We start from the raw sequence: 26,947 nt of genomic DNA on the forward strand, positions 1-26,947 counted from the left end.
TTCGATTTAGCTTGGGAACAACCATCGGCGTCGCTTAGCGGAAGCCCTTAGACCATCGCAATGAGGAGATAATAGGGAAATGATGTGGCAGTCCGAATTTCGCGCCCAAACATGGAAAATCGGTAATGTTGGAAACCGTGAAAAATCAGGAGTAACGCGGCAGCGCCGAGAGCAGGCGATGCAGCGTGTCGATCGTCGAGAAATCGGCGATTCCGTCCACCTGTTCGGGGCGGAAATGCCGCTGGAAGGCTTCCACGTCACCCGCCATCTTATCACTGAATTCGCCCGTGATCTCAGTGCCGTAACCATAAAGCGAGAGCATGGATTGCAGCGCCTCGATCGGTTGCCCGCGGTCACCGCGCTGGAAGAAGCGTCCGCCGGTAATTGCGGCCGGTTCCACCCAATGGCCGACGCCAGCCTCGTACAGTTCGCGCCAGGGGAATTTTTCGCCGGGATCGACCTTGCGAACGGGGGCGACATCGGAGTGCCCAAGCACCCTTTCAGGCACGATTGACCAGCGATCGCCGCAATCACGACATAATTCGATCACGGCAGCAATCTGCTCTTTCGGGTAATCTGGAAGCCCGCCCGGATGGCCGGCATTGGCGATCTCGATGCCGATCGACCGCGAATTGATATCCGTCTCGCCGTGCCAGAAGCTCTTGCCCGCATGCCACGCGCGGCGGCTCTCCGGCACGAGTTGCAGGACCTCACCGTCAGGCTGCACAAAATAATGACTGGAAACCTGGCTTTCATCCCGACAGAGCCAGTCGAGCGCTCCTTCAGCGCTCGGCATGCCGGTATAATGCAGCAGGATCATATCGGGTTTTTGGCCATCGGCACGTTCGCCATGGTTCGGCGAAGGCTGGACGCGCGCTCGGCTGTAATCGGCCTCGAATGAGGTCATGCGGCGCGGCGTTCCTTTTCGATCGCCGCATAAGCGTCGTTCAGCGCTGCCATCCGTTCATTGGCAATCGCATGAAACTCTTCCGGCACGCCACGCGAGATCAGCCGATCTGGATGATGCTCGCTGACGAGCACATGGTAGTGGCGGCGGATGGTCGGGAAATCGTCGGCCGGCGAAACGCCGAGAACCTTGTAGGGGTCGCGCCCATCAGAGACGTGGCGGGCGGCGATCTGATCGAAGCGGGCGTCGCTCATCTGGAAGATTTCCGCGATATGGCGCAGAAAATACATTTCATTCTCGTGGATCAGCCCGTCCGCCTTGGCAATATGGAACAGGCCATCGAGCACGTCTTCCAGAACCGGGCAATTGGCAGCGCAGGTCGAGCAGAGCGTCGACAGCTTGGCCGCGTAGGCTTCGTAACCGGCAACGTCCTGGCGGGCGAGATTATAGAGGCGCGCGACATTCTTTGCTTCGCTCGGCGGAAACTCGAAAATATCGCGGAAAGCCTGAACTTCCTTTTCGCTGACAATGCCATCGGCTTTTGCCATCTTGGCCGAAAGCGCGATGACGGCTACGGAAAAGGCGACCTTGCGGCGCGTCTCCGGATCGCCTTCGAAAACTGTTCGAATAGCCTCGACCACCGCAAAGAGCGCATTGCCCGCGGTATTGCCAATGGCATTCACCAGTTTTTCCCAGAAAGACATCGTCATCTTCTCGCAATGCAGCAAGTTCTAGAAGAAACACCTTGACCAAATAATCGTTGCCATTGCAAGGCGGCTATTGGTCGTAGGTTTGAAAACAGTTTTCACAATTCGGTAATTGTCGCTGATCCCGCGACCATCCGCTGTGTCCGCTATTTTCTGTATTATTCGCACAACGCCCGGCGATTTCCACAACACTTATGGATAGGTGGACCGGCATTGAACCGATTATATCGACGGTTCCGGCACCTGCACTGCAGAATGGTCCGTTTTTCGTAAATTCTTTACTTTACAGGGCACTTTCCCTGCCGCATCCATGCGTTACCGGAAGCATGTCGCGCAAAAATGTGCAGCGGTTTGCGATACCGGCATGCGTAAGAGAGAGACTTGAGCCCCGCGCATCGGGCGCCAAAGGAGGGATCTATGGCCAAACAGAAAGTCGCAATGCTGACCGCCGGAGGCCTGGCGCCCTGCCTCTCATCCGCCGTCGGCGGCCTGATCGAGCGCTACAGCGACATCGCACCCGATATCGAACTCATCGCCTACAAGTCCGGCTATCAGGGCGTGCTGCTCGGCGACAGCGTTGTGATCGCCAAGGAGATGCGGGAGAAGGCGCCGCTCCTGCATCGTTATGGCGGTTCACCGATCGGCAACAGCCGCGTGAAGCTCACCAATGCTGCGGACTGCGTGAAGCGTGGCCTCGTCAAGGAAGGCGAAAATCCACTGCGGGTCGCCGCAGAACGTCTTGCCAATGACGGCGTCACCATTTTGCACACGATAGGCGGCGACGATACCAACACGACCGCTGCCGATCTCGCCGCCTATCTCTCGGCCAATGGCTATGACCTGACGGTCGTTGGCCTGCCGAAGACGGTCGACAACGACGTCGTGCCGATCCGCCAGTCGCTCGGCGCCTGGACGGCCGCCGAAGTCGGCGCCCATTTCTTCGATAATGTCAGCAACGAACAGACCGCCGCACCGCGCACGCTCGTCATCCACGAGGTCATGGGCCGCCACTGCGGCTGGCTGACGGCCGCGACCGCCCGTGCCTACCTGCAGCGCACCAAGGGCAACGAATATGTCGACGGCCTGATGATGAACGCGCATATGAAGAGCATCGACGCCGTCTACCTGCCGGAAATGGCCTTCGACCTTGATGCCGAAGCCGCACGCCTGAAGGAGATCATGGACAGGACCGGCCATGCCACCGTCTTCGTGTCGGAAGGCGCCTGCCTCGACGCCATCGTCGCCGAGCGCGAAGCCGCGGGCGAGACGGTCAAGCGCGATGCGTTCGGCCACGTGAAGATCGACACGATCAATGTCGGCGCCTGGTTCCAGAAACAGTTCGCGAGCCTGCTCGACGCCGAACGCTCTCTCGTCCAGAAATCCGGCTATTTCGCCCGCTCGGCACCGGCAAACGGCGAAGATCTGCGGCTGATCCAGAGCATGGTCGACCTCGCCGTCGAAAGCGCCCTCAACAAGATTTCGGGTGTAACCGGCCATGATGAAGCGCAGAACGGCAAGTTGCGCGCAATAGAATTCCCCCGCATCAAGGGTGGCAAGCCGTTTGATCTTTCAACTGCATGGTTTGGTGAAGTAATGAACCAGATCGGGCAAAAATACACCGGGGCATGATTGACGGATGGCTAATATGATGTCTTTGCTTGTTCTCTAGGAATAGGAGGAGATTCCATGTCGCTTGAAGCTTGGCTCGCTTTTGCAGCCGCATCCGCCATCATGCTGGCCATACCGGGACCGACCATTCTTCTGGTCGTTTCCTATGCGCTTGGTCATGGCCGGAAAACGGCGCTGGCGACCGTTTCAGGCGTGGCTCTCGGCGATTTCACGGCCATGACGGCATCGCTTTTCGGATTGGGCGCCCTGCTCGCCGCATCCGCGACGCTGTTTACCGTGCTGAAGTGGATCGGCGGCGCCTACCTCATCTGGCTCGGGATCAAGCTCTGGCGGGCACCGATCATTGGCGAGCACATCGCCGACAACGACAACCTGCCGGAAGAAAAGTCCTTGCGGATCTTCCTGCATGCCTACGTGGTGACGGCGCTGAACCCGAAGAGCATCGTCTTCTTCGTCGCCTTCGTACCGCAGTTCCTCAACCCTGCCCTTCCCTTCTTCGATCAGATGCTGATCATGGAAGCGACCTTCCTCGTGCTCGCCACCATCAATGCCTCCTGTTACGCCCTTGCCGCTCACGCCGCCCGCGGCCTGATTCGCAAGGCGAGCGTGCAGCGTGCGGTTAACCGCACCGGCGGCACTCTGCTCATCGCGGCAGGCGCTGTAACCGCCGGGTATCGCCGTATTGCAGCTTAGAGCCTTTCCCGGTCAGATTGCAGCATTCTGTTGGCTGAATCGGGCCGCCTGATCGACCGGCCGGCTTGGCCGTAGATCTGGGCTACGACGCGCGCCTGCCGGTCGACCATCCAACTCCGTTTGAGCCAACAGAATGCTGCAATCGGACCGGGAAAGGTTCTAATAATTTTCCGTGGTTGCTGGAAAGCCACGAATAGGTTAATGGCTATCCCCGGGCTTAAGGTATTTGATAACTTTTAAGACGCTGCCGGGGCGGCGCGATTCACGAAAGTGAGAGAATGGTAGCGATCGGATTTTCCGGCCTGAAACGCAGTCTCGTGGTCTCGACCATGCTCTGCGGCGTCATTTCCGGATGCGCGAGCGTTGAATATACCTCTCAGGCGGAACTGACCGCCGCACAGACCGTGATTCCCATGCCGAAGCCGGGTGAAGACGCAACGCTGGCTGCTATCCCGACCGCCGAAGGCGCAACTGCTCCGGCCGTCGCCACGCTCAATCCGCAGGCAGCAACTGCCGCACCTGTTCTCACCGCAGCAGCCATGCCGAATGTGGTCTCCCCCGTTCAGCAGCAGGCCGGCGATTTCGCCATGCAGGGCGGCGTACAGCAGGTTGCCGTCAATGGCTATGCTCCGATCCCGCTGACACCCGAGATGACGGCAATCCAGTCCGTCATTCCGACGCCGCGTCCAGGCTCGCCCGCAAGCCCCTCGACACAGCTTGCCTTCGCTGCAACGACACCGCAGAACGGCGCGCTCGCAGCGCTTGCCGCCGTCGATACCACGCCGCGCTTCGCCATGGACTACGGCTTTGACGAATCCGGCCCGATCGATCCGCCGGCCGCGCCGCCGATGTTCAGCGATGACGACGGCGACGATGCTCCGACCGTCGAAAAGAGCCTCGTCAGCAAGCTCATCAGTAAATATTCCAAGCTTTACGCAATTCCGGAATCGCTGCTCCACCGCGTCGTCCATCGCGAGAGCCGCTACAATTCCAAGGCCTATAACAAGCGCGGCTACTTCGGTCTCATGCAGATCAAGTACAACACCGCAAAGTCGATGGGTTACGACGGTAATCCCGCCGGCCTTTTCGATGCCGAAACCAATATCAAATATGCAGGCAAGTACCTGCAGGGCGCCTGGCAGGTTGCCGACAGGAAGGAAGACGACGCCGTTCGTCTTTACGCCCGCGGTTACTATTATGACGCCAAGCGCAAGGGCATGACCGACATCGCCCAGGGCAATTACTGATCGTCCAATAATTGATACAGACTGTCTGTGACGGGCCTCAGCCGGCTTTCGCCGCCTGAAGCGTATTGAGGATTTCCTTCAGCACGATCTGCGGCCTGTAGCGCAGCCAGCTCGGGGTCAGTCCCATGCGGACGAAGACGAGATTCGCCGAGGGAACGATTGCCATCGTCTGGCCGTCATGCCCCTGCAGCCAGAACGTATCCTGAGGCAGGCCGAACTCCGCGCTCGTGCCGCCGCCAGGTCCGGCAAGCCAGGCCTGGCCTTGCGTATATTTGCCCCCCGAACTTGCTGTCGGTGTCCGCATCGTCGCAACAAAGCCTTCCGGCAGAAGCCTCTGTCCGTTCCACACACCGTCCTGCAGCAGGAACTGGCCGAAACGTGCCCAGTCATGCGCCGTGGCATAAATATAGGAACTGCCGGTAAACGTCCCGCGCTCATCGGCTTCGAAGACCGCGCTCGTCATGCCGAGCGGAGAAAACAGCGCATCGCGGGGATAATCGAAGGCTGCCCGCGGATCACCGACCTTATCCATCCAGATACGGGACAGAAGCACCGCCGTTCCACTGGAATAATGGAAATCCGTACCCGGCGCGGCCACCAGAGGTGCGCCCGCCGGCAGGGAAACCATATCGGGGTCGAGATAGAGCATGCGCGTCACATCGGCGACGGCGCCATAATCTTCGTTGAAGGCGAGCCCGCTTTCCATGCCGAGCAGGTCGGAGAGTTTGATGTCTCCGCGCGAATCACTCGCCCATTGCGGCAGGAGATGTGTGTCATCGAAGGAGATCTTGCCTGACAGCATCAGCCGGCCGATCAGCGCCGCATTCACGGTCTTCGTCATCGACCAGCCGATGAGCGGCGTATCGACGCCGAAACCCGGCCCATAATTCTCGGCAATAACGCGGCCATCCTGGATGACGACCATCGCCCGCATGGCAGGCCCGGCAAGCGCGGCATCGGCCAGAAGGGCGGCGACCTTGGCATTGCCTGTCGCAGGATCGACACCCTCACCGTCCGGCCATGATGCATCGTTCGCCCCCGCCCGCAGCGCCGGCGCCAGTGGCACGGCTCTGGCGGCGGCATCGAAATTGCCGTCAGGCACACTCGTGCAGCCGAGAGCGCCGCGATAAAGCGCGTAGCTTGGCGCAAACAGGCCCATGAAACGCGAAGTCACCCGCCCGCCGTCGCGGTCGATCTCGACGCGCATCAGCCTGAGCAACGGATTTCCTGGTGCCTGGACATCATCGTGGAGAACTGTGTCGGGATCGCGCCCCGCGATGAAGACATTGGAGCAGACGATCTTGGCGGCATAGCCATTACCCACCTTCAGGAGTTCCGGCGGAGCTATGGAGAGCCACGCGACTGCGCCTACGGCGACGAGAATGACGAGCAGGGCCAAGCCCTTGAAGATACGCGGAACAACTCGCATGCAATCCTCCACGGAAGGGAGAGAAGCAGGAAACGCTCCCCGCGAAAAGGGCGAAGCGAAAAGAAGTGTTTCAATCGCCTTCAATTTTCGCTGAGGTCTTCGCGGAGCGCCGTTGAAACCCTGGCCCACAGGGCGCGTCATCAAACTGTAGCAGAGGCGGGTTACACGCCCTGAACGCTAAAAAGGTGACAGACTCATGTCGGAATTTGCACCGGATACCGGCTTCCGCAAGAACCGGAAACTCAAGGCAGCGCTTCTCCGCCACAAGGCTTTTTCCAAGGACGGCTTCTCGGAGCGTCTCTTCGGCGTGCTCTTCTCGGGCCTCGTCTATCCGCAGATCTGGGAAGACCCGGACCTCGACATGCAGGCAATGGACCTGAAGCCCAATCACCGCATCGTCACGATCGGTTCCGGCGGCTGCAACATGCTGGCCTACCTCTCCAAGGCGCCGGCTTCGATCGACGTCGTCGATCTCAATCCGCACCACATCGCGCTGAACAGGCTGAAGCTTGCCGCCTTCAAGAACCTGCCAGGCCATTCTGATCTCGTCCGTTTCCTGGCCATGCCGAACGAGAAGTCGAACAGCCGGGTTTTCGACCGCTATCTGTCATCCAATCTCGACGATACGACGCGCGCCTACTGGAACACCCGCAAGTTCGGCCGCCGCCGTGTCACGGTCTTCGACCGCAACATCTATGAAACCGGCCTGCTCGGCCGCTTCATCGGCGCCGCTCACCTTCTTGCCCGTCTGCATGGCGTAAAGCTGCAGGAAATGACCAAGGCCCGCACGATCCGCGAGCAGCGCCAGTTCTTCGACGACCAGATCGCTCCCCTCTTCGAAAAACCCATCGTTCGCTGGATCACCAACCGCAAGAGCTCGCTTTTTGGCCTCGGCATTCCGCCGCAGCAATATGACGAGCTGGCAAGTCTTGCCGCCGACAATTCCATCGCTCCTGTTCTGAAGCACCGCCTTGAAAAACTCGCCTGCCATTTCCCCATGCGCGACAATTACTTCGCCTGGCAGGCCTTCGCACGCCGCTATGCGGATGGCGAGGAGGGCCCGCTCCCGACCTATCTGAAGCCGGAGCATTACGACGTGATCCGCGCCAACGTGGATCGCGTCAATGTCCATCATGCAAGCTTCACCGAGCTTCTGGCAGGCGAGCCGGCAGCCTCGCGCGACCGTTACATCCTGCTCGACGCACAGGACTGGATGACCGACCAGCAGCTCAACGATGTCTGGCGCGAGATTACCCGCACCGCCCGTGACGGCGCCCGCGTGATCTTCCGCACGGCGGCCGAAAAGAGCATCATCGAAGGCCGCCTCGCCCCTGTAATCCGCGACCAGTGGCACTATTTCGAAGAGCAGTCGCGTGAGATGACCAGCCAGGACCGCTCGGCAATCTACGGCGGCTTCCATATCTACGGGAAGAAGGCGTGAGCAAAGTCAGCGAGATGACCGTCAAGAGCGAGGAACATGCCGACCTGATGGACGGCATGTATCGCTACCAGCGCCATTTCTACGATCTCACCCGCAAATACTATCTTCTCGGCCGCGACCGTACGATCCGCAACCTCGACGTTCCCCAGGGCGGCACGCTGCTTGAAGTCGGCTGCGGAACCGGTCGCAACATGGCGCTCGCCCACAAGCATTTTCCGACGGCCAAGCTCTACGGTCTCGATATTTCCCAGGAAATGCTGATCTCCGCCCGCAAGACCTTCGCCACCAAGGCGACCATACCGGATTTCCGGGTCGCGGATGCCACGGCCTATACGCCGCGCGAATTCGGCGCTGCCGGTTTCGACCGCATTCTGATTTCCTACGCGCTGTCGATGATCCCGGATTGGGAACGCGCGGTGGATGCGTCGATCGCCGCGCTCAATCCCGGCGGCCAGTTGCACATCGTCGATTTCGGCCAGCAGGAAGGCCTGCCTGCCTGGTTCCGCCGCCTGCTGCAGGCATGGCTCGCCAAGTTCCACGTCACACCGCGCTCCAATCTGCGCGAGGTTCTGGAAGCGCAAGCAGCTGAAAACAGCGCGACATTGTCGTTCGACAGGATCGGCGGCGGTTATGCGTGGCGAGCCGCTATTATCAGCAAGCGCTCATAATTCGCTTGTAAATAACCAATTTTTTACGTTGATATTAGAAAAGAGGGTTATACCCTCTGCTGGGCGCGTGTATTCGAAGGTCAGGCTGTGGGGCAGATCCATCATCACGACGGGACATTCATGCGTCGGCTTCTGTTTTGCGTCGTGCCGCTTGCCCTGCTGCTCGCCGGTTGCAGCTCCACAGGTTACGATTATCTCGAGACCGCTTCCATAAAGCCGAAGACCCGCTTCAAGGATACCGATCCGCAGGATTTCGGCCCCAAGCGCCCGCAGCAAAACGCAGTCCACGGCATCGACATCTCCAAATGGCAGGGCGATATCGACTGGCAGACGGTGCGCAAATCAGGCGTTGCCTTTGCCTTCATCAAGGCGACCGAAGGCAAGGACAGGATCGACCCGCGCTTCGACGAATACTGGCGCGAGGCAGCGGCCTCAGGCATTCCGCATGCGCCCTACCACTTCTATTATTTCTGCTCCTCCGCCGACGACCAGGCCGACTGGTTCATCCGTAACGTCCCGAAGGAATCGATGCGCCTGCCGCCGGTGCTGGATGTTGAGTGGAATGCAGAATCAAAGACCTGCCGCTTCCGCCCCGATCCGGCCACGGTGCGATCCGAAATGCAGCGCTTCATGAATCGCCTGGAAGCCTATTACGGCAAGCGGCCGATCATCTATACCTCTGTCGATTTTCACCGCGAGAACCTCGCCGGCTATTTCCAGGACTATCATTTCTGGGTCCGCTCCACCGCCAAACATCCCGACGTGACCTATGCCGACCGCCGCTGGGCCTTCTGGCAATATACGTCGACGGGCGTCATCCCCGGCATCCGGGGTCCCACGGATATCAATGTCTTCGCCGGTTCTGCGAAAAACTGGAACAACTGGGTGGCTGACGTTTCCAAGGATAGAAATTCTTAGTAACGTACCCTAATCTTTCTTGCTTCCGTCACATTCCTCTGGGAAATCGACGGAATTCCATGTGTTTTTACGAGGATCGTTTCATGCACCGCTCGCTTAAAGGCCGCTCTGCACTTGCCCTTCTGTTTGCCTGCGCCATTGCAACAGGCGCTGCCGCCCAGCAGGCTCCGAATGCGGCAGCTTCGGCCCCTGCGGCACCCTGCGGCGGCGATCTCTCTGCCTTCCTCGAGGGCGTCAAGAAGGACGCGATTGCAGCCGGCGCCAGCGCCGAAGCTGCAGACCAGGCGCTCGCCGGTGCTCAGATCGACCCCAAGGTTCTGAGCCGCGACCGCGCCCAGGGCGTCTTCCGCCAGACCTTCCTCGAATTCTCGCAGCGCACCGTTAGTCAGGCACGCCTCGACATCGGCCGCCAGAAGATGAAGCAATACGCCGATGTCTTTGCCCGCGCCGAGCAGGAATTCGGCGTTCCCGCCGGCATCATCACCGCCTTCTGGGCGATGGAAACCGATTTCGGCGCCGTGCAGGGCGATTTCAACACCCGCAACGCGCTGGTGACGCTCTCGCATGACTGCCGCCGGCCGGAGCTCTTCCGCCCGCAGCTGATCTCCCTCATCGAGATGGTCCAGCACGGCGACCTCGACCCGCAGACCAATACCGGCGCCTGGGCCGGCGAAATCGGCCAGGTGCAGATGCTGCCGCGCGATATCATCGCTTATGGCATGGACGGCGACGGCGACGGCCATGTTCGCCTCAAGCAGAGCGGCCCGGACGCGATCCTGACGGCTGCCAAGTTCATCCAGCATCTCGGTTTCGAGCGCGGCCAGCCCTGGCTGCAGGAAGTCACCGTGCCGGATAATCTTCCCTGGGAAAAATCGGGCCTCGGCGGCACGATGACGGCAGGCGAATGGTTCAACCTCGGCGTCAAGCCGCGCGACGGCAACACTGCCTTTGCCAATCTCGAAGGCGATCTCGTGCTGCCGCAGGGCCGCCTCGGGCCGGCCTTCATCGCCTATCCCAATTTCAAGATCTATCTGGAATGGAACAAGTCGTTCATCTACACGACGTCGGCCGCCTATTTCGCGACCCGCCTCTCCGGCGCCCCGACCTATCAGAAGGGTACGCCGGAACAGGGCCTGTCCAACGAAGAGATGAAACAGCTGCAGACCAAGCTCGACTCGCTCGGCCATGACGTCGGCGAAATCGACGGCATCCTCGGCTCCGGCACCCGTGTCGCGATCCAGAAGGAACAGCAGCGCCTTGGCATGCCGGCAGACGGCTGGGCCACGCCCACCCTGCTCAACGCGCTCTGAGTAACGAGACGACCTCCCGCCACCCGGCCGCATGAATCGGGTGGCGGTCTCCTGCCGATTGGATATCAGTACTCCAACAACGGGAGGCATCGGCATGGAACAGAGAATGACCGCATTGACCTGGGGCCTGCTTGCCCTGCTCGGTCTCATCTGGGGCGGCTCCTTCTTCTTCGCGCGCATTGCCGTCATCGAAGTGCCGCCGCTCACGCTCGTCTTCCTGCGCCTTTCGATTGCAGCGCTTGCGCTGCATATCTATATCGCCGGCCGTTTCGGCATCTACCCGCTCTTGAGGAGCAGCTGGCGCGAATTCCTCATTCTCGGCATCCTCAACAACGCCCTGCCTCATGCGCTGATATTCTTCGGCCAGACGCGCATCGGCGCCGGCCTCGCCTCCATTCTCAATGCCACGACGCCGATCTGGACGGTGTTGATCGCCAATTACCTGACATCGGATGAGAAGCTCTCTTCGGCCAAGATCATCGGCTGCCTGACCGGCCTGCTCGGGACGGCCGTGCTGATCGGCCCCAGTGTCGCGGCTCGTGGCGATCTGCCGGTATGGGCACTGCTTCTGCCCGTGATCGCCGCAATCTCCTACGGATTTGCTGCAACCTACGGCAAGCGCTTCCGGGGCATCGCACCGCCGGTTATTGCCGCCGGGCAGATGACGGCCTCCTCGCTGGTCGCGTTGCCGCTATCGCTCGTCATGGATCACCCCTGGACGCTCGCCATCCCATCGGGCAACGCGATCGCCGCGATCCTGGCAATCGCCCTCCTGTCGACCGCCCTGGGCTATATTCTCTATTTCCGCATCATGGCAGTGGCGGGCGCGACCAATACGTCGCTGGTGACACTGCTCGTACCCCCGAGCGCCATCCTCCTCGGCTTCCTGTTCCTTGGGGAACGGCTGGAAACAACTGAGATCGCCGGCATGGCGCTGATCGGCCTCGGGCTAATCATACTCGATGGGCGCATCTATAGCCGCTCACGCGCCCTCGCCTGAAAGGACTATGCTGCAGCGCGCCATTCTTCCGCCAAAAGCATGAATCCCGATGCGCGGTATGTAACAAAGTGTTAAATTTTGAGAGCGCGATTTTCCGATCAAATTTCAATAACTTACAGGATCGTCTCTAGACTTATCCACTGCGCTCTTCGGCAGTGCAGCACAAGAAGCGCTTCCCAACTAACACATTTCCGACATATTATTAGCTGGTTAACGCGAGGAGGCAGACATGGGACTTACGCAATCCTTGAATGTCCTGTTGGTCAGTGCAGCGTTCGCATTCGTCGTATCCATGCTCTTCATTTGAGCGGGTGCGAGGCGTAAAGACTGAAATACCGAACTCCTGAAACAATCAGCCCCAGATATTGAAAAGCGCATGCCCCGCCCGGCATGCGCTTTTCCTTTGCCCATGGGCGACTGTCGGATCAGGCCGCCGCGCCGGCGCTTCTAGCCGTCTGGCGCGAGAGGCCGAGATTGTCGAGAACGGCAGAGACCAGCGGAGCGCGGTTCATCGTATAAAGATGGAATTCGTGCAGACCGCGACGCACGAGATCTTCGATCTGCTCGGCTGCGACATCGGCGGCAACCTTGGCCCGCTCCTCCGGCTTCTCCTCATATCCGTCAAAGCGCTCGTCGAGGAAGGCCGGAATGATCGTGCCGCAGGCGCCGGCAAAGCGCTTCAGCTGCGTCAGGTTCTGGATCGGCATGATACCAGGTACGACAGGGATCTTGACGCCGGCCGCACGCACCTTTTCGAGGTAACGCTCGAAATTGTCATTGTCGAAGAAGAACTGCGTCAGAGCGCGATCTGCGCCATTGTCGGCCTTCCGCTTCAGCATCTCGATATCGGCCGCCTGGTCGCGGCTTTCAGGGTGCTTTTCCGGATAGGCCGAGACGGAGATCTCGAAATCGCCGATCTGCTTGAGGCCGGCCACCAGTTCGGCTGCGTTGGCGTAACCACCCGGGTGCGGCTGGTACGGCGCACCAACGCCGCCAGGCGCATCACCGCGCAGTGCCACGAAGTGCGTAACGCCTGCCTTGCGGAAGCTGTCGACCACCTGATGCGTCTCTTCCTTGGTGGCGCTGACGCAGGTCAGGTGCGAGGCTGTTGCAAGCGGTGTGTCGGTCAGGAAGCGCGTGACCGTGGAAAGCGTCGGCGCCTTGGTGGTGCCGCCGGCACCATAGGTCACGGATACGAATTCCGGGTTCCAGTCCTGCAGCTCGCGGACCGTGTTCCAGAGCTGGCCCTCCATCTCCTCGGACTTCGGCGGGAAGAACTCGAAGGAGATCGCGATATCGCGGCGGCGAGCGTCGTTGTTCTGGGTCATTTATTCTCTCCCGGCAAATGTAGGTATGGCGCCTTCGCTCTCCAGCGAGGCCATCAGGCGCCTCGGGTCGCGCGCGAGCCAGATCGTGACCGTGAGGCCCTTCTCGCCCTGCTGACCCGGATGAAGATCGACGACCTGCTCGACATCCAGCCCCGCCTTGCGCACCCATTCCGACATGGCCTGATGCGAGAAGCCGAGACGGACATGGGCATGCTCGTCGCGAAGATATTCAAGGCCGTGCGGCGCCAGGTCGATGATAACAAGGCGACCGCCCGGCCGCAGCATGCGCGCAGCTTCGGTGATCGCGATCTCGGGCTGGTCGAAAAAATGCAGCACCTGGTGGATCGTCACCAGATCGAAGTCCTGCCCCTCGAAAGGCAGATTGAGGATATCGGCGTGGCGTACCGAAGCCGTGGTGATGCGGGACTTGTCGAGATTGGCGCGTGCCACACTCAGCATGTCGCGGCTGGCATCGACGCCAATTGCCCGGCGATAGCGGCCGGAGAGAAGCTCCAGCATGCGGCCGGTGCCGGTGCCGAGATCGAGCAGGGAATCGATCGGATTGCTGCCGAGCAGCTTGATGACGGCGGCATCCACCTCTTCATCAGCCGCATGCAGGCGGCGAAGCTCGTCCCATTCGGCAGCGTTACGGCTGAAATAGGCCTGCGCACGCTCGGCGCGGTGGCGTTTGACGGAGGCAAGACGCTCGCCGTCCCGCTGTACGACCGGATCGTTTTCGGAGACATGCTTCAGGAGGTTACGCACCAGCGCGGCGGCCTTGCCCTCATGCGCCAGCCGGAAATAGGCCCAGGCGCCCTCCTGATAGCGATCGATGAGCTCTGCCTCGCCGAGCAGCTTCAGGTGCCGCGAGATGCGGGGTTGGGATTGGCCCAGGATTTCCGTAAGATCGGTAACGGTGAGATCACCTGCCGCCAGCAGCGCCAGCAGCCGCAGGCGCGTCGGTTCGCCGGCCGCCTTCAAGACGTCCACCAGCGCATCCAGTCCAAGCCTCAGGGGTTCGCTCATATTCTACCCAATCAAGATATAAAGATATCTTTATGTGATTTGGGTAGCTGAAGCAAGCGGCATTTCACCGAATTGCGAACTTGCCTTTGCTGATCGCGCCAACAAAAGGGAAGACCGCGAGACATCAAAAAAGCCCCGGACCAGCCGGGGCTTTCGAAAGGGCTGAAGAACGGATCAGCGCGTCAGGCGCTTGTGAGCCTGGCTGCCCGGGTTCAAGGCATCAGGGCCGAGGCGGCGAACCTTGTCCTGCTCGTAGTCCTCGAAGTTGCCTTCGAACCATTCGACATGGCCTTCACCTTCAAAGGCGAGGATGTGTGTCGCCAGACGGTCGAGGAACATGCGATCGTGGCTGATGATGATGGCGCAACCGGCAAATGCTTCCAGCGCGCTTTCCAGGGCACCGAGCGTTTCCGTGTCGAGGTCGTTGGTCGGTTCGTCGAGCAGCAGCACGTTGCCGCCGGCCTTCAGCATCTTGGCAAGGTGAACGCGGTTACGCTGACCACCCGAGAGATTGCCGACCTTCTGCTGCTGATCGCCGCCCTTGAAGTTGAACGCGCCGCAATAGGCGCGCGAATTCATGTCGAACTTGCCGAGCTTGATGATTTCGGCGCCGCCGGAGATTTCCTCCCAGACGGTCTTGTTGCCGTCGAGCGCGTCGCGGCTCTGGTCGACATAACCGAGATGTACGGTCTCGCCGATGCGGACCGAACCGGCATCCGGCTTTTCCTGACCGGTGATCATCTTGAACAGCGTCGTCTTGCCCGCGCCGTTCGGACCGATGATACCGACGATGCCGCCCGGCGGCAGCTTGATCGACAGATCGTTGATCAGCGTGCGGCCTTCGAAGCCCTTGGTGATGCCTTCCATCTCGATGACCACCTGGCCGAGGCGTTCGCTGACCGGGATGATGATCTGCGCGTCGCCCGGACGCTGCTTCTCGGCGGCCTCAACCAGCTGCTCGTAGGACTTGATACGCGCCTTCGACTTGGCCTGACGGGCCTTCGGGCTGGAAGCAATCCATTCCTGTTCGCGGCTGATTGCCTTCTGGCGGCCGGCTTCTTCGCGGTTTTCCTGCAGCATGCGCTTGGCCTTCGCCTGCAGATAAGCCGAGTAGTTGCCTTCGTACGGGATGCCGCGGCCGCGATCGAGTTCGAGGATCCAGCCGGTGACGTTGTCCAGGAAGTAGCGATCGTGGGTGATCATCATCACGGCGCCCGGATAGTCGCGCAGGTGCTTTTCGAGCCAGGCGATGGTTTCGGCGTCCAGATGGTTGGTCGGTTCGTCGAGCAGCAGCAGGTCCGGCTGCGAGAGCAGAAGGCGGCAGAGCGCGATACGACGGCGTTCACCACCCGACAGGCTGGTGACTTCGGCGTCGCGCGGCGGGCAGCGCAGCGCTTCCATCGCCATCTCGACCTGGCTTTCCAGATCCCAGAGGTTCTGGCTGTCGATGATGTCCTGGAGCTTGGCACCCTCTTCCGCCGTCTCGTCGGAATAGTTCATCATCAGCTCGTTGTAGCGATCGACGATCGCCGTCTTGGAAGCAACGCCTTCCATGACGTTTTCGAACACCGTCTTGTTCGGATCGAGCTTCGGCTCCTGCTCCAGGTAGCCGACCGTCGCACCTTCGGCGAGCCAGGCTTCGCCAGTATATTCCTTGTCCTGGCCGGCAATGATGCGCAGCACGGTGGACTTACCGGCGCCGTTCGGGCCGAGAATACCGATCTTTGCATCGGGATAGAAGGAAAGATGGATGTTCTCGAGGATCTTCTTATTGCCATAGGCCTTGTTGAGGCCGGACATATGATAGATGAACTGACGTGCCATGCTGGGATGCTCCGGGCGGAAACTTGAAATCGTGGCCGCTATGTAGGCGAAACCACGCCCGCGGGCAACGCCGAAACCCTGTTTCGTCAGGATTTCGGCATGTTTCCGTCAGAAGCCGGCTGCATCCACAAGGCCTTCGTCACAGCCGAAGGACGTCTGCCCTGCCCCCTGGATCAGCCCGCCGAGACCCTTCTCCTTCGCTTGGGCCGAAACGGCATCCTGCGAAAGTCCGATCGTCAGTTCGCTGATCACGCGCTTGTTGCCGACGCGCCGGCAGCTCATCTTCACGCGGTCGCTGGCACCGGCCCCAAAGCTCTTGTCGAAAGCCGCCTTGATCGCGTCGGATTTCAGCGTCTTGCCGACATTGGCGGCAAAGAGATCGCGCACCGCCGAAGCATTGAGATCGCCCATCAGGTGGATAGCAGTGGCAAAATAATCATCGGCACTCATCTTGGTGCACGTGCCGTGTTTGATCCACTCATGCCGCTCGAGCCCGGATTGCGTGCCGGGCATTGCCTTGTCGAGAGCGGTCTTCGTCTCGGCTGTAAGGTCTACTGACGGCAGGTCCGTCCACTGGCCGTCCTTGTCGGCGGCCTTCTGCTCGGCAGGCACGCCGCAATAATCCTGGCGCATCGGCCACAGACCGTGGAGAGAAAAATTGGTGGCATCATAGCGCTCGCCGCTCTGCGTGGCGCATTCGGCCTTCTTCTGATTGGTCTGGCAGAATGCCGGCTGCCAGCTTGCGGCGAGAATGAAGCGCGTTCGCCCGCTTTCTTCGGCGGATACGGAGCCGACAGACGACAGCGAGAGGAACAGGATGGAAACCGAGAGTAGAAACTTGACCATTATTAGCCCCGAAATAGTTCCGACAAAGAACAATACAAGAACAAACAAGCACGAAGCCGTGACTTGCGCAACCCTGAATCGCAGCAGGAAGCACGCTTTCTCGTGTATGAGCGACGCCGCAATATTGCATTTGCCTTGATATCTGGTCTTTTGGGCCCGGGAGGAATGCATGTTTTCCGAGACATTGCGGCTTCAAAACGCCGGGGCTTCGCTTGCCTGTCACTACCAGCCTGCAGAAGGACGAGTGCAAGCTATCCTGATGATTTCACACGGGCTTGCCGAACATTCGCGTCGCTACCAGCGCTTTGCCGAGGCCATGGCGGCAAGAGGCTATCACGTTTATGCGCATGACCATCGCGGCCATGGCGAGACAACCGCATCCGATGCGCCGCTCGGCCGCTTTGCGAGACGCAACGGCATCGAACACGTCGTCAGCGATATCGCCGCCGTGCACAGCTTCGCCACGGGCCGTCACCCCGGCCTGCCCGTCATTCTGTTCGGCCACTCAATGGGCGGCCTGATCGCACTCAATGCCGCAGCCGATCTTGCCGGCCGTTTCGCCGCCGTCGCCATCTGGAATTCGAATTTCGCCGTCGGCCTTTCCGGCCGCGCCGCGCAGGCGATCCTGCTTGCCGAGCGCGCGCTGAAGGGCTCCGACGTGCCGAGTGACATGCTGCCAAGGTTGACATTTTCCGCCTGGGGCAAGTCCGTCCCCAATCATCGGACGGAGTTCGACTGGCTGTCGCGCGATCCGGCCGAGGTCGATGCCTATATCGCCGATCCGCTTTGCGGTTTCGATGCTTCGGTATCGCTGTGGTTGGACGTCTTCGCGCTCACCTTCCGCGGCATCGCGAAGGAACAACTCGCCAGACTGCCGAAGGACATACCGATTCACCTGGTCGGCGGTGGAAAGGACCCGGCTACCAACAATGGAAAAGCTGTGCTCTGGCTGTCAGAGCGTTTGAAAAGCCAGGGCTTCTCCCGTATCAGCACTGAGATATATCAGGATATGCGGCATGAGACGCTGAACGAAATCGGCGCCGGCGCGGCAATAGCGGATTTGGCCGACTGGTGCGACGAGGCGATCCGCAACGGTCCGGAGCGAAAGGACTGAGATGACAAGCCCGAGCTATACCCCCCATCACGCCTCCTCCGAAGTGACGTTCGGCCTGCTTTTCATGCTGCTCTCGGTCCTGATTTCGCCGCTGATCGACATTTTCTCGAAGCTCGCAACGGCAACGATCTCGTCCACCGAGGTCGCCGCCTTCCGCTTTGTCATCCAGTCGCTCACCATGCTGCCCATCGTCTTTCTGCGCGGCGCCAAGATCCAGTTCTCGCTGAAGCAGAGCTGGTATCATGCAATCCGCGGCGCCATGGTCACGACGTCGATGATAAGCTTCGTCACCACGCTGAAGGTCATGGCGGTTGCCGATGCGATCGCCATCTTCTTCGTCGAGCCGATCATTCTGACGATCCTCGGCAGCATCTTCCTGAAGGAGACCATCGGCTGGCGCCGCTACAGCGCCTGCGCCGTCGGCTTCCTCGGCGCCATGCTGATCATCCAGCCGAGCTTCGAAGAGGTCGGCTATATTGCCCTTCTGCCCGTCGTCAGCGCCTTCTGTATCGCCGTCTTCGCGCTGATGACACGCGTGCTCTCGCACCGGGAAGATCCCTGGGCCATGCAGTTCCAGACCGGCCTCTGGGGCATCTTCTTCTGCGCCGTCATCCTGTTCTTCGGCTATGGCAGCGGTTCCAACATCATCGACACCACCATGCCCGATCTTCCCGCCTTCGGCTACCTGCTGGGTACGGGCATCGCCGCCGCCATCACCGGCATCCTCGCCGCCTATGCCTATCGCGCCGCACCGGCTTCAACGCTGGCACCGCTGCAATATCTGGAAATCGTTTCGGCCACCGCCTTTGCCTGGCTGGTCTTCGGCGATTTCCCGGATGCACTGAAATGGCTCGGCATCCTCATCGTCATCGCGTCGGGCCTCTACATCATCTGGCGTGAGCAGCGCTTTGCTTCCAAACCCGTATCCGATACATCTGAGGCAACGCGGGCGCCCTGAAATCCGACAGCCATGGGAGAAGCCCGGGAGGAAACTGGGAGGAACATGACGCAGGACGAAAAGAAGAAGCCGCCGCTTGCGGGCATCCGGGTCATCGAGCTCGCACGCGTGCTCGCCGGCCCCTGGGCCGGACAGATGCTGGCTGATCTCGGCGCCGACGTGATCAAGGTGGAAAACCCCGACGGAGGTGACGACACCCGGCATTGGGGGCCGCCCTTCGTCGAAGGAGCGGATGGTGAAAATCTCTCGGCCGCCTACTACCATTCCACCAATCGCGGCAAGCGATCCATCACCGCCGATCTCAAGAGCGAGGAAGGCCAGTCGCTGGTGCGCCGCCTCGTCGCCACCGCCGATGTGCTGATCGAGAATTTCAAGCTCGGTGGCCTCGTCAAATATGGTCTCGACTATGACAGCCTGAGAGCGATCAATCCCCGTCTCGTCTACTGCTCCATCACCGGCTTCGGCCAGACCGGCCCCTATGCCAATCTCGCCGGCTACGATTATATCGTTCAGGGCATGTCCGGCTTCATGTCGATCACCGGCGAGCGGGATGGCCAGCCAATGAAGGCGGGTGTGGCAATCGCCGATATCTTCACCGGCATCTATGCGGTATCGGCGATCGAAGCCGCCCTCATCCATGCGCTGAAGACGGGTGAAGGCCAGCTGATCGACATGGCGCTGCTCGATGTACAATCGGCAGTGCTTGCCAACCAGAACATGAATTACCTGGTCTCCGGCCGCGCGCCCGTGCGGCTCGGCAACGCGCACCCGAATATCTCGCCCTATGAAGTCGTGCCGACGGCTGACGGCTATCTCATCCTTGCGGTCGGCAATGACGGTCAGTTCCGCAGGCTTTGCACCATCCTCGGCCTCGTCATCGGCGATGACGAGAATTTCGCGACAAACAAGGCACGCGTTGCCAATAGAGACGCGGTGCGCCGGATTGTCTCGACCGAAACGCTGAAATGGCAAAAAGCCGATCTCCTGAAAGCCTGCGAAGACAATGCCGTTCCGGCAGGTGCCATCAACACGATCGAGGAAATGTTCGCCGATCCGCAGATTGCCGCGCGCGGCCTGCGCATCGACCTGCCGGATGCCGCAGGCACGGTGATCCCGGGTGTACGCACGCCGGTTGTTCTGTCGGAAACGCCACTGCGTTACGAACGGCCGAGCCCGCGCCTCGGCGAGCACAATGAAGAGATTCTGGCCGAACTTCTGCAATGGGAGAGGAAGACATCGCCATGAGGAGAATGGGGCCATGAGGAGAATGGGGCCATGAGGAGAATGGGGCCATGAGGAGGAAGAGGCCATGAAGAGGACAGGCGGACAATTGGTCGTCGAGGCGCTGAAGGCAAACGGCGTCAAGCGCCTCTCCTGCGTGCCCGGGGAAAGCTTTCTCGCGGTGCTCGACGCCCTGCACGACAGCGACATCGACGTGATCGTCTGCCGCCAGGAAGGCGGGGCGGCGATGATGGCGGATTGCTGGGGCCGGCTGACCGGCGAGCCCGGCATCTGCATGGTCACCCGCGGCCCCGGTGCGACCAATGCCTCTGCCGGTCTGCATATCGCAAGGCAGGATTCGATCCCGATGATCCTCTTCATTGGCCAGGTCCAGCGGGAAGCGCGCGAGCGCGAAGCTTTCCAGGAGGTCGAATTCCGCCGCGCCTTCACCGAATTCGCCAAATGGGTCGGCGAGATCGATGATGCCGCCCGTATCCCGGAATTCGTCACCCGCGCCTTCGCGATCGCAACATCAGGTCGTCCGGGTCCGGTCGTGCTGACGCTTCCTGAAGATATGTTGCGCGACGAGGTCGAGGCTCCGAAAGCCAGGCGCTACGCGCGCGTCGAAGCCCATCCCGGCCGCAGCCAGATCGACGATCTCTATCTGCGCCTGCTGAAGGCCGAGCGGCCGATGGTCATCCTTGGCGGCACCCGCTGGGATGCTGATGCGGTCGCCGATTTCCAGACCTTTGCCGAGCGCTTCCGCCTGCCGGTCGGCTGCTCCTTCCGCCGGCAGATGCTGTTCGATCACCTGCATCCGTGCTACGCCGGCGATGTCGGCATCGGCATCAATCCGGCGCTGGCAAAGGAGATCAAGGAGAGCGACCTCCTGATCCTGCTCGGTGGCCGCATGTCGGAAATGCCCTCCTCGGGCTATACGCTCATCGATATCCCCTACCCGGCGCAGTCGCTCGTCCACATCCATCCGGATCCGTCGGAGCTTGGCCGCGTCTATCGCCCCGATCTCGCGATCTGCGCCAGCCCCGCCGATTTCATCGCGGCACTCGCCGATCTCGAAGCTCCTGCCGAGCCGCGCTGGGTCGAACGCACCGAGCGCATGCACCAGGCCTATCTCTCATGGTCGAAGCCGCCGGCGACAGGTCCGGGCGCCGTTCATATGGGGCCGATCATGGAATGGTTGGAGGCCAATACCGGGCCGGACACGATCTTCACCAACGGCGCCGGCAATTACGCCACCTGGGTGCACCGCTTCCATCGCTTCCGCCGTTTCAATACACAGGCGGCCCCGACCTCAGGCTCCATGGGTTACGGCCTGCCGGCAGCAGTCGGTGCCAAACAGCTCTTCCCCGACAGGGACGTCATCTGCTTTGCCGGCGACGGCTGCTTCCTGATGCACGGACAGGAATTTGCGACCGCCGTGCGCTACGGCCTGCCGATCATCACGGTCGTGGTCAATAACGGCATCTACGGCACGATCCGCATGCACCAGGAGCGGGAATATCCCGGCCGCGTCAGCGCGACCGACCTCACCAATCCGGACTTTGCAGCCCTTGCCCGCGCTTATGGTGGTCACGGCGAGACGGTGGAAAAAACGGAGGATTTCGCGCCGGCTTTCGAGCGCGCACGCGACAGCGGCAAGCCAGCGATCATCGAGGTCAAGCTCGATCCTGAAGCCATTACGCCGGCGCGGACACTGACGCAGATCCGCGAGAAATCCTAATTGAAAAATCAGCGCATTGGAGAACGAGAACTCAGCGCGCAAGCTCGCGTTTCAGCATTCTATCCAGCTGATCGCAGCTCTCTTTGGAATATTGCCGGGTCGATTGCTGCGTAACGCCGCGGCGAGCCGTGCTGAAGGCCCGTTCCGTTGCAGCTTGCGGGTCTTGCAGTTCCTTTCGAGCAAACTTCAAAAACAGCGCTTTTGCATTCCGAACGAGCTGCGGGCGCTTGTAATTCATGTCGCAGATCAATGCGATGGTCATGCTCATAGAGGCGACGCCAAGCCCATCGCCCTTGGGAATGGGCGGAAGCTCCTCCGTAAAAGCCACGGAAGCAACGAGGCAACCGGCAAAACACACCGTCAGCAGGCGCCTCGTTGACATTCCGTGTCCTTAAGATCAGATCGCCGCGGTGACGATGAATTCAACCTTGTACTTCGGCGCAGCGAGCTTGGCTTCGCTGGTGGCACGGGCCGGCGGGTTTGCCGGGTCGATCCAGCCTTCCCAAACGGCGTTCATCTCAGCGAAATAGGCGATATCGGAGAGATAGATGATCGTCTGCAGGATCTTCGACTTGTTGCTGCCGGAAGCGGCGAGCAGACGGTCGACTTCGCCGAGTGCAGACTTGCACTGATCGGCAACGCTTTCGCCTTCGCCGACCTGGCCTGCGAGGTATACGGTGTTGCCGTGGATGACGGCGCCGCTCATGCGGGCACCGATGTCGATACGCTTGATGCTCATCGTGTTCTCCTGTTCATCAAATAAAAGCGCCGCGTTAGCGCGGCGCAGGACTGGTTCGGGTAAAACCGGCTCAGGCGCGGATGTGGTGCGTCTTCTGATAGATCGCCGTCGAGCGCGCGCCGGAGCGGCAATAGCCGAGCATCGGCCGCTCGAATTCGTCGAGCGCGTCGACCATGCCCTGCACGGCCTCCTCGGTCACACCCATCGGCCCGACCGGCACATGGGTGATCTGCAGGCCGATTTCCTTGGCGCGGGCTTCGATGACGGCAAAGGGCGTCTGGTCAGGGCTTTCGCCATCCGGACGATGGCAGACGATGGACTTGAAGCCGAGTGCCTTGATCTGGTCGAGTTCGTCAACCGTGATCTGGCCGGAAACGGAGTATTCATCGTCGATCTGGCGGATATCCATCGTCTCAATCTCCTCTAAAATGGTGGGCTGAAGGTCTACGACGCGTCCCCTTGGGCGTCAACACGTCTTCGCCGAACGCCCCCGGATTAGGCTATAAGCTTAGACGAAGCCGAAACGAAGGCCGTAGCTGCGGCTTTCGCCCGGCTTCAGCCAGTTGAACTCACCGGCCGCCTCCAGCTCATGGCGCAGCACCCAGCGGTGCGACACCGGCTCGATACCGATAATATCAGCCGGCGCCTTCTGGTTCCGCCAGATCTGCAGATGCGGCAACGTATCGGCACGCACGCCCACCCTGAGCGTCTTGCCGCCGATTGCGGCAACCGGCCCGAGCCGGACTTCGGCAAGACCGTCCTCCGTTGCCGGAGCCTCGACGCAGAAGATGCCGCCCGGCTCCTCGCCGAAGGTCCAGGGAAAACCGCTGCCCTCGAGCATCCTCCCCTCGAGCCGCGTGCCCGCGTCCAGCCATTTGCCGCCGATATTCATATGGTACATCAGAAAGGTCGGCACCTTTTGGTCGCTCGTATTGACGACGCGATCCTCAAGCGAGACCTCGCCCGTTTCCCCGTCGATCCGCCACAGGCGCTCGATGCGCTGGGGCAGGCCCTCGACCGTGATGATGTCGATATCGGCGCGGCATTCGGCATTGCCATTTTCGAACCTCGTCCACAGCACTTTGGCGGCATGGCCGGAGGCAGACCCGTGCAGGGGATAGATCTTGCCGTCCGTCCCGGGAACAGGTTGACGATGACGTATGTGATCGGGGCCGCAGGTGAAGAGAAAGCCTTCCAGAGAATGATCGATTCGCGGATCGCCATCGTCGGGGATGGCGCGCTTGGGCGCGATATCGATGCCCTCGACGATGCAGCCGCCGATATCCAGCACCGATCTTTCATCCAGCATCAGGCGCGGTCCGCGTGCGGCGGCAAATTCGATCATCGGCTTATCCTCCCGGGAATCTTGGCTGCGGTAGGGTTAGGGGGTGCCGTCACCCTAGTCAATCAAGGACAGGAACGGCGATCGGCAGCACCGCAACCATCGCCTTCACGGGAACGCCATCTTCGCGCAAGCGTTTATGAGTAAACGCAAAACACCGTTGTTTTTATCTTTTGTTCAGCACGGCTTAAGAAATTCCACACTAGCGTCAAAATTCGCAGGTGTGTGTCTGCCGAGCCACTGATCGAGGTGTGAGACGTGAATCGCTTTATGAAATCGGCCCTTTCCCTTTCGGCCCTGCTTTTGGCGCTCGCCGCGTTCACGCCGCAGCAGGCCGACGCGCAGCAATACGGTCGCAACAGAAGCGATATCGTACTGGTGACGCCGACCGGCGAAATCCTCGAATACGTCCCCCCCGGCCGCGGCTTCGTTTATGCCCACGACTATCGCGGCAATCGTGTGCTGATTGACCGCTACGGCAACATCGTCGCGACCGAGATGCGTGCTCGCGGCTACTATTCGCCGCGCACCAATCGGGAAGTCTATAACGACGCCTACAATAACGACCCCTATTATTCCGACGACAACCGCTATGGCGATACGCGCTATTCCGAGCGCGGCCCGGTAACGGGGTCCATCCCGCAGGACGCCTCCATAGAGCGTCGGCCACTCGATCAGGCCTACCCCGGCGATCCGCAGGGCCAGGATGATTATGCAGCGGTCGAGCCCGACCAGCAGATTCCACCCGCCGACGAGCCGCGCGCGGCGCCACAGGATCCTGTGATCACGCTCAAGGACAAGTCCAAGCCTGAGATCGTCGCCCTTCAGGTGTTTCTGGATCGCGCCGGCGTTTCTCCTGGTGTCATCGACGGCCACATGGGCTCCAACGTCACCAAGGCGATCTACGCCTATGAACAGATGACCGGCACGAAGCTTGATCCGAACAATACGGATGCGATCCTCGAAGAACTGCGCATGAATGGCGGCCTGCCGGTCGTCAACTATACGATCACGGACGCGGATGCGGCCGGTCCCTATGTGGCGCAGATACCGGAAGATTATTCACAGAAGGCACTCCTGCCGTCGCTTGCCTATACCACGGTCACCGAAGCGCTCGCCGAGCGCTTCCACATGGACGAGAACTTCCTGAAGGAAATGAACCCCGGCGCGGATTTCACGATCCCGGGCACAGTCATCAAGGTCGTCAATCCCGGCGCGAACAAGACCGGCGCTGTTTCAAAGATCCTCGCCGATAAGGGCCGCAAGCAGGTCTTTGCCTATGACGACGCCGGCAATCTTGTTGCCGCCTACCCGGCCTCGATCGGCTCCACCGACACGCCTTCTCCGTCAGGTACCGTGACCGTCGAGCGTGTCGCCTTCAATCCGGGTTACACCTACAATCCGAAGATCAATTTCCAGCAGGGCGCCAACGATAAGATCCTCGACATTCCGCCAGGCCCGAATGGCCCGGTTGGTACTGTCTGGATGGCGCTTTCCAAGCCCACCTATGGCATTCACGGCACTCCGGACCCTTCCAGGATCGGCCGCACCCAGAGCCACGGCTGCATCCGCCTGACGAACTGGGATGCGACGGAGCTTGCTAAGATGGTCAAGCCCGGCGTGACGGTCGAATTCGTCGACTGAGGAAATCTATTCGCCCGGTGTTTCTGGCGGGCGCTCGCCGAACTGGATCAGACGCAGGAGCTCCACCTGCTTCCTGGCACCCGTCTTCAGATAGACGGACCGCACCTGCGAGCGGATCGTCTCGCGCGAGCGGCTGGTTTCGGCAGCCAGGCCCGAAACCGAGCCTCCCGAAACCAGCGCCCTCACGACCCTGATTTCAGCCTGCGTGAGACCGAAATCTCTGCGCAGTTTCTCATCGCTCAGCCCTGCAGAGCTTTGTTTCGGCTCGATCAGGATGGCGACGACCGGTCGCTCGAAGAAGCGTGGCTGGTGGCTCTTCTCAAGCTTGAGCAAGGTGATCTTCCGGCCATCGTCCAGAACCGTCTGTTGACGCTCTGCCTCCTCCTCATGCCGCAGCATCAGTGTGAGACGGTCGTCAGCATCCTGGTCGGCAAGATGCAGCATTCCGAGCGGTGAAAGCCAGACACCCGCCCCCTGTTCGAGCACCTGCTCTCCGAAGACAGAGGTGGAGACCAGTTGCCGCTCCGAATTCAGCAGCAGCACACCGACGCCAATAGCATCGAACAGCCTCCCGTTGATCTCCGAAACATTCTTCTGTCGTCCGCCGGATTCGACCGCGATGAAGGCGCGCCTCAGATGAGGCCCGATCCGTGTCAGAAGCGCAGCGCAGGCCCGGCTCTCATCCGGGTCGGTCCAGCGGGTCGTGGTGATCGAAAGATTGAACGACCGGCTGCCCTCCCGCAGGATCGCCATGCCGACGGCGCCGTGACCTTCATGCCGATGCCAGAAGTCGTTGAAGAACTCGGTCCTGGAAAGCTCTGCATAGGATATGAAATCCTCACCGATTGCCCCCTGCCCAGGGGGCGTTCTGTTCAGGCCCGATATCCAGGGGTTCAGCCGGCAGTAATAGCGTGTGTAGGTGTCGATCCACGCCTGATCCATATTGATGTGGAATTGCGACGAACCTTTCGCCCGCGCCGCATCATGATAGAAAAGGCTGGTTCCCGCCCCTGGCAGCAGCCCGTTCAACTCCGTCAGAAACGTATCCCATCGCGCTTCACCAAAAACGATCCCGTAAATAGAATCGATAAGCTTGTCGTCGACTTGCTGGCTTATGTTCATGCGTTGCTTCGCGCGTGAAGAGATTTTTACAACCTGATCATCATTACAGCAGTGAGCAAATGTAATTTCAAATAGAAAATGCCCCGGCCGAAG

25 protein-coding genes are annotated in these 26,947 nt (G+C 60.5%); 13 read left to right on the plus strand and 12 right to left on the minus strand.

What is annotated here, in order from left to right; translation table 11 throughout:
- Window positions 1-145 precede the first annotated feature (145 nt).
- On the minus strand, window positions 146-907 hold the full coding sequence (locus FHX06_RS02835) for an N-acetylmuramoyl-L-alanine amidase (protein WP_183878019.1): 762 nt from the start codon (window positions 905-907) through the stop codon (window positions 146-148).
- Entirely contained in the window at window positions 904-1,611 is a 708-nt protein-coding gene (locus tag FHX06_RS02840; RefSeq protein ID WP_029868979.1) for a J domain-containing protein, read from the minus strand. Before FHX06_RS02840 ends, FHX06_RS02835 begins: the two co-directional genes overlap by 4 nt.
- Before the next feature lie 420 nt (window positions 1,612-2,031).
- Here FHX06_RS02840 and FHX06_RS02845 point away from each other — a divergent pair, with 420 nt between their 5' ends.
- From FHX06_RS02845 to FHX06_RS02855, 3 genes are all read left to right on the plus strand, one after another.
- Complete coding sequence (locus FHX06_RS02845; RefSeq protein WP_183846987.1) at window positions 2,032-3,243, plus strand: pyrophosphate--fructose-6-phosphate 1-phosphotransferase; 1,212 nt, start codon at window positions 2,032-2,034, stop codon at window positions 3,241-3,243.
- Between the two features lie 57 nt (window positions 3,244-3,300).
- Window positions 3,301-3,936: a LysE family translocator gene (locus tag FHX06_RS02850; protein ID WP_029869242.1), complete on the plus strand. Its 636-nt coding sequence runs from the start codon at window positions 3,301-3,303 to the stop codon at window positions 3,934-3,936.
- Window positions 3,937-4,214: 278 nt separating this feature from the next.
- On the plus strand, window positions 4,215-5,183 hold the full coding sequence (locus FHX06_RS02855; protein WP_112541243.1) for a lytic transglycosylase domain-containing protein: 969 nt from the start codon (window positions 4,215-4,217) through the stop codon (window positions 5,181-5,183).
- Window positions 5,184-5,220: 37 nt separating this feature from the next.
- On the opposite strand, the gene FHX06_RS02860 is transcribed toward FHX06_RS02855, so the two are convergent.
- Window positions 5,221-6,612, minus strand: coding sequence for a serine hydrolase domain-containing protein (locus FHX06_RS02860; RefSeq protein ID WP_183878021.1), 1,392 nt, complete (start codon window positions 6,610-6,612; stop codon window positions 5,221-5,223).
- Window positions 6,613-6,808: 196 nt separating this feature from the next.
- Between FHX06_RS02860 and FHX06_RS02865 the strand changes: the two genes are divergently transcribed.
- From FHX06_RS02865 to FHX06_RS02885, 5 genes are all read left to right on the plus strand, one after another.
- On the plus strand, window positions 6,809-8,053 hold the full coding sequence (locus FHX06_RS02865; RefSeq protein ID WP_183878023.1) for a DUF3419 family protein: 1,245 nt from the start codon (window positions 6,809-6,811) through the stop codon (window positions 8,051-8,053).
- 14 nt (window positions 8,054-8,067) lie between these two features.
- Entirely contained in the window at window positions 8,068-8,721 is a 654-nt protein-coding gene (locus FHX06_RS02870; protein ID WP_210300417.1) for a class I SAM-dependent methyltransferase, read from the plus strand.
- 120 nt (window positions 8,722-8,841) lie between these two features.
- Entirely contained in the window at window positions 8,842-9,639 is a 798-nt protein-coding gene (locus tag FHX06_RS02875; protein WP_112541239.1) for a GH25 family lysozyme, read from the plus strand.
- 83 nt (window positions 9,640-9,722) lie between these two features.
- Complete coding sequence (locus tag FHX06_RS02880) at window positions 9,723-10,949, plus strand: lytic murein transglycosylase (protein WP_112541319.1); 1,227 nt, start codon at window positions 9,723-9,725, stop codon at window positions 10,947-10,949.
- Window positions 10,950-11,043: 94 nt separating this feature from the next.
- Complete coding sequence (locus FHX06_RS02885) at window positions 11,044-11,949, plus strand: DMT family transporter (protein WP_112541238.1); 906 nt, start codon at window positions 11,044-11,046, stop codon at window positions 11,947-11,949.
- 425 nt (window positions 11,950-12,374) lie between these two features.
- Here FHX06_RS02885 and metF read toward each other — a convergent pair whose 3' ends face one another.
- From metF to FHX06_RS02905, 4 genes are all read right to left on the minus strand, one after another.
- Window positions 12,375-13,277 carry a methylenetetrahydrofolate reductase [NAD(P)H] gene (gene metF, locus FHX06_RS02890; protein WP_112541237.1) on the minus strand — a complete coding sequence of 301 codons (903 nt, stop codon included), beginning with the start codon at window positions 13,275-13,277 and terminating at the stop codon, window positions 12,375-12,377.
- Window positions 13,278-14,303, minus strand: a complete 1,026-nt coding sequence (locus tag FHX06_RS02895; protein WP_112541236.1) for an ArsR/SmtB family transcription factor — start codon at window positions 14,301-14,303, stop codon at window positions 13,278-13,280.
- A gap of 174 nt (window positions 14,304-14,477) precedes the next feature.
- Entirely contained in the window at window positions 14,478-16,127 is a 1,650-nt protein-coding gene (ettA, locus tag FHX06_RS02900) for an energy-dependent translational throttle protein EttA (RefSeq protein ID WP_112969236.1), read from the minus strand.
- A gap of 108 nt (window positions 16,128-16,235) precedes the next feature.
- The gene (locus tag FHX06_RS02905; RefSeq protein ID WP_113016575.1) at window positions 16,236-16,973 is read right to left on the minus strand and encodes a ribonuclease T2 family protein; all 738 of its coding nucleotides are present in this window, start codon (window positions 16,971-16,973) and stop codon (window positions 16,236-16,238) included.
- Between the two features lie 169 nt (window positions 16,974-17,142).
- On the opposite strand from FHX06_RS02905, the gene FHX06_RS02910 reads away from it, so the two are divergent.
- From FHX06_RS02910 to FHX06_RS02925, 4 genes are all read left to right on the plus strand, one after another.
- Complete coding sequence (locus FHX06_RS02910; protein ID WP_113016574.1) at window positions 17,143-18,087, plus strand: alpha/beta fold hydrolase; 945 nt, start codon at window positions 17,143-17,145, stop codon at window positions 18,085-18,087.
- A 1-nt stretch (window position 18,088) separates the two neighbouring features.
- Window positions 18,089-19,045: a DMT family transporter gene (locus FHX06_RS02915; protein ID WP_113016573.1), complete on the plus strand. Its 957-nt coding sequence runs from the start codon at window positions 18,089-18,091 to the stop codon at window positions 19,043-19,045.
- A 45-nt stretch (window positions 19,046-19,090) separates the two neighbouring features.
- Entirely contained in the window at window positions 19,091-20,290 is a 1,200-nt protein-coding gene (locus tag FHX06_RS02920; RefSeq protein ID WP_113016572.1) for a CaiB/BaiF CoA transferase family protein, read from the plus strand.
- 64 nt (window positions 20,291-20,354) lie between these two features.
- Complete coding sequence (locus tag FHX06_RS02925) at window positions 20,355-22,007, plus strand: thiamine pyrophosphate-binding protein (protein WP_113016571.1); 1,653 nt, start codon at window positions 20,355-20,357, stop codon at window positions 22,005-22,007.
- 31 nt (window positions 22,008-22,038) lie between these two features.
- On the opposite strand, the gene FHX06_RS02930 is transcribed toward FHX06_RS02925, so the two are convergent.
- From FHX06_RS02930 to FHX06_RS02945, 4 genes are all read right to left on the minus strand, one after another.
- The gene (locus tag FHX06_RS02930; protein ID WP_112541229.1) at window positions 22,039-22,389 is read right to left on the minus strand and encodes a hypothetical protein; all 351 of its coding nucleotides are present in this window, start codon (window positions 22,387-22,389) and stop codon (window positions 22,039-22,041) included.
- 15 nt (window positions 22,390-22,404) lie between these two features.
- Window positions 22,405-22,746, minus strand: coding sequence for a RidA family protein (locus FHX06_RS02935; RefSeq protein ID WP_112541228.1), 342 nt, complete (start codon window positions 22,744-22,746; stop codon window positions 22,405-22,407).
- 70 nt (window positions 22,747-22,816) lie between these two features.
- Complete coding sequence (locus FHX06_RS02940; RefSeq protein WP_112541227.1) at window positions 22,817-23,155, minus strand: TIGR01244 family sulfur transferase; 339 nt, start codon at window positions 23,153-23,155, stop codon at window positions 22,817-22,819.
- Window positions 23,156-23,254: 99 nt separating this feature from the next.
- On the minus strand, window positions 23,255-24,091 hold the full coding sequence (locus FHX06_RS02945; RefSeq protein WP_183878025.1) for a DUF4432 family protein: 837 nt from the start codon (window positions 24,089-24,091) through the stop codon (window positions 23,255-23,257).
- 255 nt (window positions 24,092-24,346) lie between these two features.
- On the opposite strand from FHX06_RS02945, the gene FHX06_RS02950 reads away from it, so the two are divergent.
- Window positions 24,347-25,732, plus strand: coding sequence for a L,D-transpeptidase (locus tag FHX06_RS02950; RefSeq protein ID WP_112541225.1), 1,386 nt, complete (start codon window positions 24,347-24,349; stop codon window positions 25,730-25,732).
- Window positions 25,733-25,738: 6 nt separating this feature from the next.
- Here FHX06_RS02950 and FHX06_RS02955 read toward each other — a convergent pair whose 3' ends face one another.
- On the minus strand, window positions 25,739-26,854 hold the full coding sequence (locus FHX06_RS02955) for a helix-turn-helix transcriptional regulator (protein ID WP_183878028.1): 1,116 nt from the start codon (window positions 26,852-26,854) through the stop codon (window positions 25,739-25,741).
- Between the last annotated feature and the right edge of the window lie 93 nt (window positions 26,855-26,947).

Source organism: Rhizobium sp. BK512 (assembly GCF_014194915.1).
GTDB lineage: Bacteria > Pseudomonadota > Alphaproteobacteria > Rhizobiales > Rhizobiaceae > Rhizobium.

Bases quoted from the DNA above. Each gene is read 5' to 3' on its own strand.
- FHX06_RS02835 (WP_183878019.1), bottom strand. From the start codon at position 907: ATGACCTCATTCGAGGCCGATTACAGCCGAGCGCGCGTCCAGCCTTCG.
- FHX06_RS02840 (WP_029868979.1), bottom strand. From the start codon at position 1,611: ATGTCTTTCTGGGAAAAACTGGTGAATGCCATTGGCAATACCGCGGGC.
- FHX06_RS02845 (WP_183846987.1), top strand. From the start codon at position 2,032: ATGGCCAAACAGAAAGTCGCAATGCTGACCGCCGGAGGCCTGGCGCCC.
- FHX06_RS02850 (WP_029869242.1), top strand. From the start codon at position 3,301: ATGTCGCTTGAAGCTTGGCTCGCTTTTGCAGCCGCATCCGCCATCATG.
- FHX06_RS02855 (WP_112541243.1), top strand. From the start codon at position 4,215: ATGGTAGCGATCGGATTTTCCGGCCTGAAACGCAGTCTCGTGGTCTCG.
- FHX06_RS02860 (WP_183878021.1), bottom strand. From the start codon at position 6,612: ATGCGAGTTGTTCCGCGTATCTTCAAGGGCTTGGCCCTGCTCGTCATT.
- FHX06_RS02865 (WP_183878023.1), top strand. From the start codon at position 6,809: ATGTCGGAATTTGCACCGGATACCGGCTTCCGCAAGAACCGGAAACTC.
- FHX06_RS02870 (WP_210300417.1), top strand. From the start codon at position 8,068: ATGACCGTCAAGAGCGAGGAACATGCCGACCTGATGGACGGCATGTAT.
- FHX06_RS02875 (WP_112541239.1), top strand. From the start codon at position 8,842: ATGCGTCGGCTTCTGTTTTGCGTCGTGCCGCTTGCCCTGCTGCTCGCC.
- FHX06_RS02880 (WP_112541319.1), top strand. From the start codon at position 9,723: ATGCACCGCTCGCTTAAAGGCCGCTCTGCACTTGCCCTTCTGTTTGCC.
- FHX06_RS02885 (WP_112541238.1), top strand. From the start codon at position 11,044: ATGGAACAGAGAATGACCGCATTGACCTGGGGCCTGCTTGCCCTGCTC.
- metF (WP_112541237.1), bottom strand. From the start codon at position 13,277: ATGACCCAGAACAACGACGCTCGCCGCCGCGATATCGCGATCTCCTTC.
- FHX06_RS02895 (WP_112541236.1), bottom strand. From the start codon at position 14,303: ATGAGCGAACCCCTGAGGCTTGGACTGGATGCGCTGGTGGACGTCTTG.
- ettA (WP_112969236.1), bottom strand. From the start codon at position 16,127: ATGGCACGTCAGTTCATCTATCATATGTCCGGCCTCAACAAGGCCTAT.
- FHX06_RS02905 (WP_113016575.1), bottom strand. From the start codon at position 16,973: ATGGTCAAGTTTCTACTCTCGGTTTCCATCCTGTTCCTCTCGCTGTCG.
- FHX06_RS02910 (WP_113016574.1), top strand. From the start codon at position 17,143: ATGTTTTCCGAGACATTGCGGCTTCAAAACGCCGGGGCTTCGCTTGCC.
- FHX06_RS02915 (WP_113016573.1), top strand. From the start codon at position 18,089: ATGACAAGCCCGAGCTATACCCCCCATCACGCCTCCTCCGAAGTGACG.
- FHX06_RS02920 (WP_113016572.1), top strand. From the start codon at position 19,091: ATGACGCAGGACGAAAAGAAGAAGCCGCCGCTTGCGGGCATCCGGGTC.
- FHX06_RS02925 (WP_113016571.1), top strand. From the start codon at position 20,355: ATGAAGAGGACAGGCGGACAATTGGTCGTCGAGGCGCTGAAGGCAAAC.
- FHX06_RS02930 (WP_112541229.1), bottom strand. From the start codon at position 22,389: ATGTCAACGAGGCGCCTGCTGACGGTGTGTTTTGCCGGTTGCCTCGTT.
- FHX06_RS02935 (WP_112541228.1), bottom strand. From the start codon at position 22,746: ATGAGCATCAAGCGTATCGACATCGGTGCCCGCATGAGCGGCGCCGTC.
- FHX06_RS02940 (WP_112541227.1), bottom strand. From the start codon at position 23,155: ATGGATATCCGCCAGATCGACGATGAATACTCCGTTTCCGGCCAGATC.
- FHX06_RS02945 (WP_183878025.1), bottom strand. From the start codon at position 24,091: ATGATCGAATTTGCCGCCGCACGCGGACCGCGCCTGATGCTGGATGAA.
- FHX06_RS02955 (WP_183878028.1), bottom strand. From the start codon at position 26,854: ATGAACATAAGCCAGCAAGTCGACGACAAGCTTATCGATTCTATTTAC.